Raw genomic sequence first — 12,666 nt, 5'->3', positions numbered from 1 at the left:
CAGGTACTTCTGCTACCAGGATGAGGAGACTCTGGTACCCGTCTCGGACCGGGACCAGGCTCGTGGACGTGACCGATACCGGAACTGTTCTCGACCGTGGTGCCGTCCGCTCCCCCGCCGCCCCGCCCGTACTCGGCGCGCTCGGGCTGTTCACCGTGCTGCTGGGCGCGGCGCTCCCCCTCATCGACTTCTTCATCGTCAATGTGGCCCTGCCGACGATCGGCCGGGACCTGGACGCGAGCGAGGCCGTCCTGGAGCTGGTGGTCGCCGGGTACGGGGTCTCGTACGCCGTGCTGCTGGTGCTCGGCGGGCGGCTCGGCGACCTGTTCGGGCGGCGCCGGCTCTTCCTCGGCGGCATGGCGGCGTTCGGCGTGACGTCGCTGGCCTGCGGGCTCGCGCCCTCCGCCTGGACACTGGTGGCGGCGCGGGTCGCGCAGGGCGCCGCGTCGGCGGCGATGCTGCCGCAGGTGCTCGCCACCATCCAGTCGGCGACCGCGGGTCCCCGGCGCGCCAGGGCGATGGGCCTGTACGGCGCGACGGCCGGCCTGTCGATGGTGGCCGGGCAGATCCTCGGCGGCGTCCTGGTCGCGGCGGACATCGCGGGCACCGGGTGGCGCTCGGTGTTCCTGGTGAACGTGCCCGTGGTGATCGCGGGACTGGTGCTGGCCGCCCGTGCGGTCCCGGAGACCCGTTCGCAGCGCCCGGAGCCGGTGGACGGCCCGGGCACCGTGCTGCTGGCCGTCGCGATGCTCGCGCTGCTGCTGCCGCTGACGGAGGGCCGGGCGGCGGGCTGGCCGCTGTGGACCTGGCTGTCGCTGATCCTCTTCCCGTTCGCGGCGCTGGCCTTCTGCCTGGTGGAGCGCCGGGCGGACCGGCAGGGCCGTACCCCGCTCGTGCCGCCGGGGCTGCTGGCGCTGACCTCGCTGCGCCGCGGCCTGATCATGATCGTGCCGTTCTCGATCGGCTTCAGCGGCTTCATGTTCGTGATCGCGGTGGCCCTCCAGGAGGGCGCGGGTCGCGGACCGGTGGCCGCCGGGCTGGCGCTCGCGCCGATGGCGGTGGTGTTCTTCGCCGTCTCGCTGTGCGGGCCCCGGCTCGTCGCCCGGTACGGCACGCGGGTGGTGACCGCGGGCGGTCTGATCCAGGCGGTGGGGGTGGCGCTCATCGCCCTGGCGGCGTGGCGGTCGTGGCCCGGCCTCGGCGTGCTGGAGTTGCTGCCGGGCGCGGCGGTGGCCGGCGCGGGGCAGGCGCTCCAGCTCCCCGTCCTGTTCCGGGTCGTCCTCTCCGAGGTCCCGGCCGTACGGGCGGGTGTCGGCGGCGGCGTCATGATCACGACCCAGCAGTCGGCGCTGGCCCTCGGCGTGGCGACCCTCGGTTCCCTGTTCCTCGCCCTGGTCCCGGGCCACGGCATGCGGGACGCCCTGGTGATCACGCTCCTCGTCCAGCTCGCCGGGGTGGTCCTGACGACGGCCCTGAGCCTGCGCCTGCCCCGCACGGTCGGCTAGCCCGCGTGCCGGTGTCCGACCCCGGCCCGGAAGTCTCGCGGCCCGCCCTCCGGGACGCCCGCCGCACACGCAGCGTCAACTTCGCCCGCCCGCCCGCGACTTAACGTGACGCCGCTCGATCCCGGGGTCGACTCGGCCCGTGGGACGCCCTGTTGATGTTGGTCTTGCTGCACACTCCTTGCTGCGCGCTCACAGCGGTCGACGTGGAGGTGTTCATGCTTCAGATCAACACGAGCAAGGTGAGCCGCTGGGACCAGCACGGGCGCGAGCACGTCGTCAGAGTCCAGCGCACGGGCGTCCAGCGCTCGATCAGATGCGACACGTGCGGCTGGCGCAAGGCGGCGCAGTTCCTGCCCTGGCTGAAGGCGGAGGAGCACCTCACCGAGGCGCACCAGGCGACGGTGGACCCCACGGCGTCGTAAGTCGTCAGAGGACGACCGTCCCGCCCGTCCCCGGGCGCGGACGGTCATTCCGTTCCGGGTACGCCCTCGCCGCGGCGTGCGCGCAGGGTCCGCACCTTGTGGCGGTTGCCGCAGCGCTCCATCGAGCACCAGCGGCGGCGGCCCGGCCGCGAGGTGTCGACGTACACCAGCTGGCAGTTGTCGGCGGCGCACATGCGGACGCGGTGCGACCAGGGCCCGGTGAGCAGGTCGACGGCGTCGCGGGCGACCGTGGAGAGCAGGCGGTGGCCGTCCGCCGGGCCGGCCCAGCGCCGGGCGCCGTCCGGACCGATGGCGGGGATCAGCGGAGGGCGCGCGGCGGCTTCGTTCAGGAGGGCCAGGTCGCCGGCGGCCGGGGGTTCGCCGCCCGTGTGGGCGAGGACCGTGCGCCACAGCGCGTCGCGCGTGCGGCGGACGTCGGCGAGTTCGTCCTCGGTGACCGACAGGGCGGGCGTCGGGGTCAGCCGCGACCGGCGGGTCCAGTCGGCCAGATCGGCGGGCGTGTGCAGCGTCTCGTACCGGGCGAAGGCGTCCGGTCCGCCGGTGACCAGCAGCTCCAGGCACAGCGCGCCGGGGTCGAACCGGAAGGTGGCGCCGCCGGGAGAACTGAGCACCAGGCCCGGGGTGTTGGACTCGACCGCCATGTAACCAATATAACTGGTTACATGACAGCACTGAACTGGAAGCTCGTCATCGACACACAGGACGCGCCCGCCCTCGCGGACTTCTGGGCGGCCGCGCTGGAGTACGAGATGGAGGACCCGGGCCCGCTCATCGAGCGCCTGCTGGCCGCAGGCCGACTCCCCGAGGAGGCGGTCACCGAGCACGGCGGCCGCCGCCTCTTCCGCGGCTTCGCGGGGATCCGGCATCCCGACGACCCGTACGACGAGGTCAGCGGGGTCGGACACGGACGCCGTCTGCTCTTCCAGGACGTCCCCGAGCCGAAGAGCGTCAAGAACCGCCTGCACATCGACATCCACAGCGGCCCCGGCGGTCTCGACGCGCTCGTGGCCCGCCTGGAGGGCCTCGGCGCGACGCGCGTACGCGAGGTGGACCAGGGGCCGGCGGGCCACTGGTGGGTGATGCGCGACCCGGAGGGCAACGAGTTCTGCGCGGCCTGACCAGGCCGGTCACGGAAGTCCGTCAGGCCCGCAGCCCGCGGGTCACGAGGTCCACCACCGCCGCGAACTCGGCCTCGATGCCCGGCAGTTGCCAGTCACGGGCGTAGTAGGGGTCGTGGTAGCGGCCGGTGGCGTCCAGGACCGCGCGGGCCGCGGACGGCGGGTCCACGGCGGTGAACGTGCCGAGGGCCACGCCGTCCCCGACGATGCGGGTGAGCTGGCCGACGAGCTTGGCGAGGTGGCGGTCGACGACCTCGCTGGTCTCGCCGATGAGCACCATGTACGTGGCGAACAACTCGGGGTCGTCGCCCGCCTTGTGCCGCTTGGCGGTGAACAGGCCCGTCAGCCAGTCCCGCAGCCGCCGCTCCGGGTCCCGGTCCTGCTCGGCGATGTCCGCCAGCGCCCCGGAGGCCCGCTCCAGCCAGCGTTCGGTCACCGCCTCGCGCAGGGCCGCCTTGGTGCGGAAGTGGCGGTAGACGCTGCCGTGACTGACACCGAGCGCCCGCGCCACGTCCACCACGGTGGCCTTGGCCGGGCCGTGCCGGCGCAGCACGTCCTCGGTGGCCTCCAGGATGCGCTCGGCGGTCAGGGCCTCGGTGGTCGGTGACATGCCGAAACCGTACCGCCCGGTCAGCGCTCGCTGTCGAGGTGCGCCATCTGGGCCTCGGGGTAGCGGTCGCCCGCCGCGGCACCGGCCGGCACGGCCTCCTCGACCGCGGCGAGGTCGGCGGCGTCCAGCGTGACGTCCAGGGCGCCGAGCGCCTCGTGCAGCCGCTCTCGGGTGCGGGCGCCGACCAGCGGCACGATGTCCGCGCCGTGCCGCGGAGCCTGCGCGAGGACCCAGGCGATTGCGATCTGCGCGACGCTGACGTCCTTCTGCTCGGCGATCTTCCGCAGCGCCTCCACGAGGGACAGGTTGTGCCGCAGGTTGTCGCCCTGGAAGCGGGGGCTGAAGGCGCGGAAGTCGTTCGCCGCCAGCTGCCGGTCCGGGGTGAAGTGGCCGGAGATGAGCCCGCGCGAGAGCACGCCGTACGCGGTGACGCCGATGCCCAGTTCGCGCACCGCGGGCAGGATCTCGTCCTCGATGCCGCGGGAGATGAGCGAGTACTCGATCTGGAGGTCGGAGATCGGCGCCGTGGCGGCGGCCCGGCGGACCGTGTCGGCGCCCGCCTCGCTGAGCCCGATGTGCCGTACGTGCCCGGCCTCCACCAGCTCCTGGACGGCGCCGACCGTCTCCTCGATCGGCACGTCGGGGTCGACGCGGGCGATCCGGTAGACGTCGATGTGGTCGACGCCGAGCCTCTGGAGCGAGTACGCGGCGAAGTTCCTGACGGCGGCCGGACGCCCGTCGTAGCCGGACCAGCCGCCGTCCGGGTCGCGCAGGGCGCCGAACTTCACGCTGGTCAGCGCCTGTTCGCGGCGGGCCTGCGGGGCGGTGCGCAGCGCCTCGCCGATCAGCATCTCGTTGTGGCCCATGCCGTAGAAGTCGCCGGTGTCGAGCAGGGTGACGCCCGCTTCGAGGGCGGCGTGGATCGTCGCTACGGATTCGGCGCGGTCCGCGTCGCCGTACAGGGCGGACATCCCCATGCAGCCGAGGCCGAGGACGGAGACCCGGGGGCCGGTGGTGCCGAGCGGGCGCGTGTGCATGAGGACTCCTTCTGGTTCCCGGGCGGGGACCGGGCTCGTTCCCGGGCGGGACCCGGACGGTGGCGTACCCCCAGACTGGCATGACAGCTGACAGATTTCAATATCTGTCAGCTGTCATGTGTCACCGGGTCCCAGTGAGGTCCGTACGGGCCCGCCTTCGCACCCCGGTCCCACCCGCTTCCCGGCCCGGCACCGGCGCGACCTGCGTCAGCGGGCCGTCAGCGCCAGCTTCGCGCCCAGGGCCAGGAAGGAGCCCGCGAAGCTGCGGCGCAGCCAGGCCATCACCCGGGGGCGGGAGGTGACCCGGTCGCGGAGGGAGGCCGCGAGGACGCCGTACGCGGCGAAGACGACGAACGTCGCCGCCATGAACACCCCGCCGAGCATCAGCATCCGTACCAGGGAGCCCGGTTCGGCGGTGCCGACGAACTGCGGCAGGAACGCGAAGAAGAAGATCGTCAGCTTCGGGTTGAGGAGGTTGACCAGCACGCCCGATACGACGACCCGGCCCGCCGGTCGGGGCGCCTCCCGCCGGTCCACGACGAGTGCCTCCTTGTCCCGCAGCGTGGCCCAGGCCATGTGCAGCAGGTAGGCGACCCCGGCGTACTTGAGGATCTGGAAGGCGGTGTCGCTGGTCTGCATGAGGGCGGCGACGCCGGTGACCGTGGCCAGCAGGTGCGGCACGATCCCCAGCGTGCAGGCGAAGGCGGCGACGACGCCGGCGCGCCGGCCCCGGGAGAGACCGGCCGCCAGGGTGTAGACGACGCCGGTACCGGGAGTGGCGACCACGACGAGGGTGGTCAGCAGGAACGCGATGCTCATGCGGCCAGCCTGGCGGGCGCGGCACCCCGCCTCCAGGACCAATCGGCGACGCGGAACCAGGACCAATGCGCCGGCCGGGACCACTCCCCGGCCCCGAGGCGCCCGCTGACCGGCCCCCGGGCACGACGAAGCCCCCGGCTCCGCGAGGCGGAACCGGGGGCCTGGGCCGGGCGTGCGTCAGCAGCCGATGAGGCGAGCGGCCAGGTAGCCCTCGATCTGGTCGAGGGAGACCCGCTCCTGCTTCATCGAGTCGCGCTCGCGCACCGTGACGGCGTTGTCGTCGAGGGTGTCGAAGTCGACCGTCACGCAGAACGGCGTACCGATCTCGTCCTGGCGGCGGTAGCGGCGGCCGATGGCGCCCGCGTCGTCGAAGTCGATGTTCCAGTGCTGGCGCAGCGCGGAGGCGAGACCCTTGGCCTTCGGGGACAGCTCCGGGTTGCGGGACAGCGGCAGGACGGCGACCTTGACCGGCGACAGGCGCGGGTCGAGGCGCAGCACCGTGCGCTTCTCCATCTTGCCCTTGGCGTTGGGGGCCTCGTCCTCGACGTACGCGTCGAGCAGGAAGGCCAGCATCGCGCGGCCGACACCGGCGGCGGGCTCGATGACGTAGGGGGTCCAGCGCTCGCCGGCCTCCTGGTCGAAGTAGGAGAGGTCCTGGCCGGAGGCCTTGGAGTGCGCGGACAGGTCGTAGTCCGTGCGGTTGGCGACGCCCTCCAGCTCACCCCACTCGTTGCCACCGAACTGGAAGCGGTACTCGATGTCGGCGGTGCGCTTGGAGTAGTGCGAGAGCTTCTCCGCCGGGTGCTCGTACCAGCGCATGTTCTCCTCGCGCAGGCCGAGTCCGGTGTACCAGTTCCAGCGCTCCTGCATCCAGAACTCCTGCCACTTCTCGTCCTCGCCCGGCTTGACGAAGAACTCCATCTCCATCTGCTCGAACTCGCGGGTGCGGAAGATGAAGTTGCCGGGCGTGATCTCGTTGCGGAAGGACTTGCCCATCTGCGCGATGCCGAACGGCGGCTTGCGGCGCGAGGTCTGCTGGACCTGGGCGAAGTTGGTGAAGATGCCCTGCGCGGTCTCGGGACGCAGGTAGGCGACCGAGCCGCTGTCCTGGGTGGGGCCGAGGTGCGTGGAGAGCAGACCCGAGAACTGCTTGGGCTCGGTGAACTGGCCCTTGTTGCCGCAGTTGGGGCAGTTGATGTCCGCGAGGCCGTTCTCCGGGAGGCGGTTGTGCTTCGCCTCGTAGGCCTCCTCCAGGTGGTCGGCGCGGTAGCGCTTGTGACAGGAGGTGCACTCGGTGAGGGGGTCGCTGAACGTGGCGACATGGCCGGAGGCGACCCAGACCTCGGTGGCCAGGATCACCGACGAGTCGAGACCGACGACGTCCTCGCGGGAGGTGACCATGTAACGCCACCACTGGCGCTTGATGTTCTCCTTGAGCTCGACACCCAGCGGCCCGTAGTCCCAGGCGGCCTTCTGGCCGCCGTAGATCTCACTGCAGGGGAATACGAAGCCACGGCGCTTGCTCAGGCTGACGATGGAGTCGATCTTGTCGGCGGCCACGGTGCTCTCTTCATTACGACGACGGGCGACGAAGCGAGATGCTGCGGAGCATTGCTTCAGAGCGAATGCTTCAGGTTACCGGCGTGGCCTCCCCCACAATCAAATCGGTCCGCCAGAGGGCCGCCGAGAGAGCTTGTTGACAATCGTTTCCAGTTCAGTTGAAAATGACTGTCATGAACGTACGACGGCGTCACATATCCGGCATAGCCCTCGCGGCGGCCACCACGGTCGGTATCGGCACCCTCTCCGCCTGCTCCTCGGACAGCGCGGCCGCGGGCAACACGGACAAGTTCGACGTCGTCGCGTCGTTCTATCCGATGCAGTACCTCGCCGAGCGGATCGGCGGCGACCACGTGAATGTGACGACGCTCACCAAGCCCGGCCAGGAACCGCACGACCTGGAGATCAGCGCCAAGCAGACCGCGCAGCTCCAGGAGGCCGACGCGGTGCTCTACCTCAAGGGACTCCAGCCCGCCGTGGACGAGGCCGTCGCGCAGTCCGGCGTCGGGAACACGATCGACGCGGCGACGCTGACGAAGCTGGAGGACCACGGCGACGTCGAGCACGCCCACGAGGGCGAGGAGGCGTCCGCCGAGAAGGAGGAGCACGCCCGGGACCCGCACGTGTGGCTGGACCCGGTGAAGTACGCCGAGGTCGCCAAGGGCGTGGCGGCCGCCTTCGAGAAGGCCGACCCGGACCACGCGGCCGACTACGCGAAGAACGCCGAGGCGCTGACCGGCAAGCTCGACGCGCTCGACTCCCGCTTCGAGGACGGCCTGAAGAACACCGGCACCAAGGTCTTCTTCACCAACCACGCCGCCTTCGGCTACCTCGCCGAGCGCTACGGCCTGACCCAGGAGGCCATCACCGGCCTCGACCCGGAGAGCGAGCCGAGCCCCGCCCGGATCAGGGAACTCCACCAGGAGGCCAAGGCCGACGGCGTCACCACGGTCTTCTACGAGACACTGGTGTCCGACAAGACCGCCAGGACGCTCGCCCGGGACGCCGGCCTCAGGACGGCCGTCCTCGACCCGCTCGAGGGCATCACCGACAGGTCGGCGGGCGACGACTACCTGCAGGTCATGAACTCCAACCTCAAGGCCCTCGAAGCGGCCCTGGGCGCCAAATGAGAGGACCGGAGGACTTCATGGGTGAGCCCGTCATATCCCTGCGCGGCGTCCGCGCCGAGCTGGGCTCCCGCCCGGTCCTGCGCGGCATCGACCTCACCGTGGGCCGGGGCGAGGTCGTCGCGCTGCTCGGGGCCAACGGCTCCGGCAAGTCGACCGCCGTGCGCGCCGTCATCGGACAGGTGCCCGTCACCGCGGGCGAGATCGAGCTGTTCGGCACCCCCCGGAGCGCGTTCCGCGACTGGCGGCGCGTGGGCTACGTACCGCAGCGCACGACGGCCGCCGGAGGCGTCCCGGCGACGGTGACCGAGGTCGTCTCCTCCGGGCGGCTCTCCCGCGCCCGCTTCGGCGTGCTGCGCCGGGCCGACCGCGAGGCCGTCCGCCGGGCCCTGGAGCAGGTCGGCATGAGCGACCGCGCGAAGGACTCCGTCGACGCCCTCTCCGGCGGCCAGCACCAGCGGGTGCTGATCGCCCGCGCGCTCGCCGCCGAACCGGAGCTGCTGATCATGGACGAGCCGATGGCGGGGGTCGACCTGGCCAGCCAGGAGGTGCTCGCCCGGACACTGCGCGAGCAGGTCGACCAGGGCGCCACCGTCCTGCTCGTCCTGCACGAGCTGGGCCCCCTGGAGCCGCTCATCGACCGGGCGGTCGTCCTGCGCGAGGGCTGCGTGACCCACGACGGACCGCCCCCGCGGGCACTCGGCCAGCACGCGCTGCCCGGCCACGACCACGTACACCCGCACGCACCGGCGGGCGCCGGACCGATTCGCACGGGACTGCTGAGCTGATGGAGATCCTGAACTACGCCTTCATGCAGCGGGCCCTGATCGCCGCCGTCCTGGTCGGCGTCACCGCCCCCGCCGTCGGCATCTACCTCGTCCAGCGCCGCCAGGCCCTGATGGGCGACGGCATCGGCCACGTCGCGATGACCGGTGTCGGCCTCGGCTTCCTGCTGTCCTGGTCCCCGGTGTGGATGGCGACGCTCGTCTCCGTCCTCGGTGCCGTCCTCATGGAGCTGATCCGCTGGTACGGCAAGACCCGCGGCGACATCGCCCTCGCCATGCTCTTCTACGGCGGCATGGCGGGCGGCGTGATGCTCATCAACTTCGCGCCGGGCGGTTCGAACGCCAACCTCGTCTCGTACCTCTTCGGCTCCCTGTCGACGGTGTCGGAGTCCGACGTGACCGCCATCTGCCTGCTGGCCGGGTTCGTGGTGCTCGTCACCGTGGGCCTGCGCCGCCAGCTCTTCGCGGTCAGCCAGGACGAGGAGTTCGCGCGGGTCACCGGGCTGCCGGTGCGCGCCCTGAACCTGCTGGTCGCGGTCACCGCGGCGGTCACGGTGACGGTCGCGATGCGGGTCGTCGGGCTGCTGCTGGTGTCGGCGCTGATGGTGGTCCCCGTGGCGGCGGCCCAGCAGCTGAGCCGCAGTTTCGCGGCCACCTTCGCGATCGCCGTCGCCATCGGCGTGACCGTCATGGTCGGCGGCACCACCACGTCGTACTACCAGGACGTGCCGCCCGGTGCGACGATCGTACTGATGGCCATCGGCGCCTTCTTCGCGCTCACGCTGCTGGCCGCACCACTGGCCCGGCGCCGCGCGCGGGCACTGGCCGCCGCGCAGCCCGCCGGGGATCCCGCGGAGTGCGTGATTCCGGCCAGCCGGGGATCCGACGGCAAGGTCGGCGTCTGACCACGGACAGGCCGGACTGGCACAATGGCCCGGCAAGTGCAGACGTGAGGAGGCAACCGGTGACGACCGCTGGACCGTCCGTGAAGGGCCGCTCCACCCGGCAGCGTGCCGCCGTGGCGGCGGCGCTCGACGAGGTGGACGAGTTCCGCAGTGCGCAGGATCTGCACGACATGCTCAAGCACAAGGGCGACTCGGTCGGCCTGACGACCGTCTACCGCACGCTCCAGTCGCTCGCCGACGCCGGCGAGGTGGACGTCCTGCGCACGTCCGACGGCGAGTCCGTGTACCGCCGCTGCTCCAGCGGCGAGCACCACCACCACCTCGTCTGCCGGGTCTGCGGCAAGGCGGTGGAGGTCGAGGGACCGGCCGTGGAGAAGTGGGCGGAGGCGATCGCCGCCGAGCACGGCTACGTGAACGTGGCCCACACGGTCGAGATCTTCGGCACCTGCGCGGAGTGCGCGCAGTGCCCGGCCACCGAGGGATAGCACGAAGATCCGGGCCCGTCGGCGGCCCGGACGAGAACGACGAAGGCGGGGCCGTGGACCACGGCCCCGCCTTCGTGTGCACCGGTCTGTGCCGGTCTGTGCCGGTCTGTGCCGGTCTATTCGGGGTTGCCCCTCATGGCCGCCTCCATCGCGAGCAGGTCCTCGTTCGGGACGGCCCCGCCGAAGCGGCGGTCCCGGGAGGCGTACTCGACGCAGGCGCGCCACAGGTCACGGCGGTCGAAGTCGGGCCACAGGACGTCCTGGAACACCATCTCCGCGTAACTCGACTGCCAGATCAGGTAGTTGGAGATGCGCTGCTCGCCGCTGGGCCGCAGGAAGAGGTCGACGTCCGGCATGTCCGGGTAGTACAGGTACTTCTGGATCGTCTTCTCGGTGACCTTGTCGGGGTCGAGCCGGCCCGCGGCGACGTCGGCGGCCAGCGCCTTCGCGGCGTCCGCGAGCTCGGCCCGCCCGCCGTAGTTGACGCAGAAGTACAGCGTCATCGCGTCGTTCTTCTCCGTCTGCTCCTGGGCGACCTGGAGCTCCTGGACGACCGACTTCCACAGCTTGGGCATCCGGCCGACCCAGCGGATGCGGATGCCCAGCTCGTCCATCTCGTCCCGGCGGCGGCGGATGACGTCCTTGTTGAAGTTCATCAGGAAGCGGACCTCGTCGGGCGAGCGCTTCCAGTTCTCCGTCGAGAAGGCGTACAGGGACAGGTTCTTCACGCCCAGTTCCAGGCAGCCCTTGAGGACGTCCATGACGACACCCTCGCCGACCCGGTGCCCCTCGGTGCGCGGCAGCCCGCGCTCCTTGGCCCACCGGCCGTTCCCGTCCATGACGACCGCCACATGGTTCGGGATCAGCTCGCCGGGCAGCTTGGGCGCCGTGGCACCGGACGGGTGCGGCTCCGGCGTCCTGTACTCGCGGCGCTGGCGTCCCAGGATCCCGCGTACGACCATGTGTTTCTCGTCTCCTTGATTCCGTGCGCCTATTTCTCTACGTACCGCAGGGAGCGCAGGCCGCGCTCCAGGTGCCAGTGCAGGTACGCCGACACCAGCCCGCTGCCCTCCCGGACGTACCGGGCCTCGCAGGCGTCCGCGGTGGCCCAGTCTCCCGTGAGCAGCGCGCCGAGCAGTTCCAGGGCCTGCGCCGAGGGTACGACGCTGCCGGGCACCCGGCAGTCGACGCAGACGGAGCCGCCCGCGGCCACCGAGAAGAAGCGGTTCGGTCCGGGCATCCCGCACTTCGCGCAGTCGGTGAAGCTCGGCGCGTAGCCGTTCACGGCCAGGGAACGCAGCAGGAAGGCGTCGAGGACGAGATGCGGCTCGTGCTCGCCGCGGGCGAGGGTGCGCAGCCCGCCGACCAGCAGCAGGTACTGCTGGACCGCCGGTTCGCCCTCGTGGTCGGTGAACCGCTCGGCGGTCTCCAGCATGGCCGTGCCCGCGGTGTAGCGCGCGTAGTCGGTGACGATCCCGCCGCCGTAGGGGGCGATCGTCTCGCTCTGCGTGCACAGCGGCAGCCCGCGCCCGACCAGCTCGCTGCCCCGCGCGAAGAACTGCACGTCCACGTGCGAGAACGGTTCGAGCCGCGCCCCGAACTTCGACTTGGTGCGCCGCACCCCCCGCGCCACGGCTCGCACGCGCCCGTGGCCGCGGGTCAGCAGCGTGATGATCCGGTCCGCCTCGCCGAGCTTCTGGGTCCGCAGGACGACGCCGTCGTCGCGGAAGAGGCTCATCGCCCGCTCCCGGGCCGGCCCGGTCGGCGCGCGGCGGGGCGCCGGGCCGGCCGCGGCACGGTCCGGCCCGCCTCACCGGACTTCCGGGGGCGCGGCGCGGTGCCGTCGACGCGGAACAGACTCATGCCCCCATTCTCGCCTACGGCGCCCGTGCTCCGGGCCGGGGCGGCTCCTTTCGGTGCCGGCCCCCGTCGGCCCCGCCGGCCGCTCCGCTTCAAGGCACCTCGCCGCGGCTGCGCGCGTTGGCGTAGGCGGTGGCCGCGCTGAGCCGCTCGGCGACGGTGGCCCCGCGCAGGGCGTCGGGCTCGCAGTCCCACTCCCGGCCGCCGCCGTAGGGCCTCAGCTGGACGTACGGACCCTCGTGCCCCATGACGATGCCCACCCTCCCGGTGTGGAGGTCGACGACGTACGCACCGATCGGCGGCTTCATCGGCGGCTCCGGAGCGCCGGCGAGGTGTTCCCGGTGTTTGCTGTTGCTGCCCGCAATTCCTTCACTGCTTCCTCCGCCTCGCCGACGCCGGACGTCGGGAATCG

At 71.9% G+C, this 12,666-nt stretch carries 15 protein-coding genes; 7 read left to right on the top strand and 8 right to left on the bottom strand.

Features of this window, described 5'->3' with window-relative positions:
• The first annotated feature begins 68 nt into the window (after positions 1-68).
• Both ACZ4VA_RS02625 and ACZ4VA_RS02620 read left to right on the top strand, forming a co-directional pair.
• Positions 69-1,505, top strand: coding sequence for an MFS transporter (locus tag ACZ4VA_RS02625; protein WP_468079371.1), 1,437 nt, complete (start codon positions 69-71; stop codon positions 1,503-1,505).
• Between the two features lie 215 nt (positions 1,506-1,720).
• Positions 1,721-1,927 (top strand): hypothetical protein, encoded by a 207-nt coding sequence (locus ACZ4VA_RS02620; protein ID WP_355779796.1) that lies wholly within the window; start codon positions 1,721-1,723, stop codon positions 1,925-1,927.
• A 44-nt stretch (positions 1,928-1,971) separates the two neighbouring features.
• On the opposite strand, the gene ACZ4VA_RS02615 is transcribed toward ACZ4VA_RS02620, so the two are convergent.
• Positions 1,972-2,589, bottom strand: coding sequence for a CGNR zinc finger domain-containing protein (locus ACZ4VA_RS02615; RefSeq protein ID WP_356168708.1), 618 nt, complete (start codon positions 2,587-2,589; stop codon positions 1,972-1,974).
• Positions 2,590-2,610: 21 nt separating this feature from the next.
• Here ACZ4VA_RS02615 and ACZ4VA_RS02610 point away from each other — a divergent pair, with 21 nt between their 5' ends.
• Positions 2,611-3,066: a VOC family protein gene (locus tag ACZ4VA_RS02610; protein WP_355779790.1), complete on the top strand. Its 456-nt coding sequence runs from the start codon at positions 2,611-2,613 to the stop codon at positions 3,064-3,066.
• Between the two features lie 22 nt (positions 3,067-3,088).
• On the opposite strand, the gene ACZ4VA_RS02605 is transcribed toward ACZ4VA_RS02610, so the two are convergent.
• The 4 genes from ACZ4VA_RS02605 to ACZ4VA_RS02590 all read right to left on the bottom strand — a co-directional run bounded on the left by ACZ4VA_RS02605 (position 3,089) and on the right by ACZ4VA_RS02590 (position 7,092).
• On the bottom strand, positions 3,089-3,676 hold the full coding sequence (locus ACZ4VA_RS02605) for a TetR/AcrR family transcriptional regulator (protein WP_355779788.1): 588 nt from the start codon (positions 3,674-3,676) through the stop codon (positions 3,089-3,091).
• Between the two features lie 20 nt (positions 3,677-3,696).
• Positions 3,697-4,713, bottom strand: coding sequence for an aldo/keto reductase (locus ACZ4VA_RS02600; RefSeq protein WP_355779785.1), 1,017 nt, complete (start codon positions 4,711-4,713; stop codon positions 3,697-3,699).
• A 207-nt stretch (positions 4,714-4,920) separates the two neighbouring features.
• A complete protein-coding gene (locus tag ACZ4VA_RS02595; protein WP_356168714.1) occupies positions 4,921-5,532 on the bottom strand; it encodes a LysE family translocator in 612 nt (203 codons plus the stop codon).
• A 177-nt stretch (positions 5,533-5,709) separates the two neighbouring features.
• Positions 5,710-7,092, bottom strand: a complete 1,383-nt coding sequence (locus tag ACZ4VA_RS02590) for a glycine--tRNA ligase (protein WP_355779780.1) — start codon at positions 7,090-7,092, stop codon at positions 5,710-5,712.
• A gap of 173 nt (positions 7,093-7,265) precedes the next feature.
• On the opposite strand from ACZ4VA_RS02590, the gene ACZ4VA_RS02585 reads away from it, so the two are divergent.
• The 4 genes from ACZ4VA_RS02585 to ACZ4VA_RS02570 are packed head-to-tail and all read left to right on the top strand — an operon-like array spanning position 7,266 to position 10,394.
• Complete coding sequence (locus ACZ4VA_RS02585; RefSeq protein ID WP_355779777.1) at positions 7,266-8,222, top strand: zinc ABC transporter substrate-binding protein; 957 nt, start codon at positions 7,266-7,268, stop codon at positions 8,220-8,222.
• A 17-nt stretch (positions 8,223-8,239) separates the two neighbouring features.
• Positions 8,240-9,007: a metal ABC transporter ATP-binding protein gene (locus ACZ4VA_RS02580; protein ID WP_356168718.1), complete on the top strand. Its 768-nt coding sequence runs from the start codon at positions 8,240-8,242 to the stop codon at positions 9,005-9,007.
• On the top strand, positions 9,007-9,909 hold the full coding sequence (locus tag ACZ4VA_RS02575) for a metal ABC transporter permease (RefSeq protein WP_355792653.1): 903 nt from the start codon (positions 9,007-9,009) through the stop codon (positions 9,907-9,909). Before ACZ4VA_RS02580 ends, ACZ4VA_RS02575 begins: the two co-directional genes overlap by 1 nt.
• Before the next feature lie 59 nt (positions 9,910-9,968).
• Positions 9,969-10,394 carry a Fur family transcriptional regulator gene (locus tag ACZ4VA_RS02570; RefSeq protein WP_355792656.1) on the top strand — a complete coding sequence of 142 codons (426 nt, stop codon included), beginning with the start codon at positions 9,969-9,971 and terminating at the stop codon, positions 10,392-10,394.
• Positions 10,395-10,510: 116 nt separating this feature from the next.
• Here the strand turns inward: ACZ4VA_RS02570 and ACZ4VA_RS02565 are convergent, their stop codons facing one another.
• From ACZ4VA_RS02565 to ACZ4VA_RS02555, 3 genes are all read right to left on the bottom strand, one after another.
• A complete protein-coding gene (locus ACZ4VA_RS02565; protein WP_355792659.1) occupies positions 10,511-11,356 on the bottom strand; it encodes an isoprenyl transferase in 846 nt (281 codons plus the stop codon).
• 29 nt (positions 11,357-11,385) lie between these two features.
• On the bottom strand, positions 11,386-12,132 hold the full coding sequence (gene recO, locus ACZ4VA_RS02560; RefSeq protein WP_356168721.1) for a DNA repair protein RecO: 747 nt from the start codon (positions 12,130-12,132) through the stop codon (positions 11,386-11,388).
• A 214-nt stretch (positions 12,133-12,346) separates the two neighbouring features.
• Positions 12,347-12,562 (bottom strand): hypothetical protein, encoded by a 216-nt coding sequence (locus tag ACZ4VA_RS02555; protein WP_356168724.1) that lies wholly within the window; start codon positions 12,560-12,562, stop codon positions 12,347-12,349.
• Between the last annotated feature and the right edge of the window lie 104 nt (positions 12,563-12,666).

It is taken from the genome of Streptomyces sp. NPDC028308, assembly GCF_055565855.1.
Note: the sequence above shows the minus strand (reverse complement) of the source record. Positions and strands in the feature narration are given on the sequence as shown.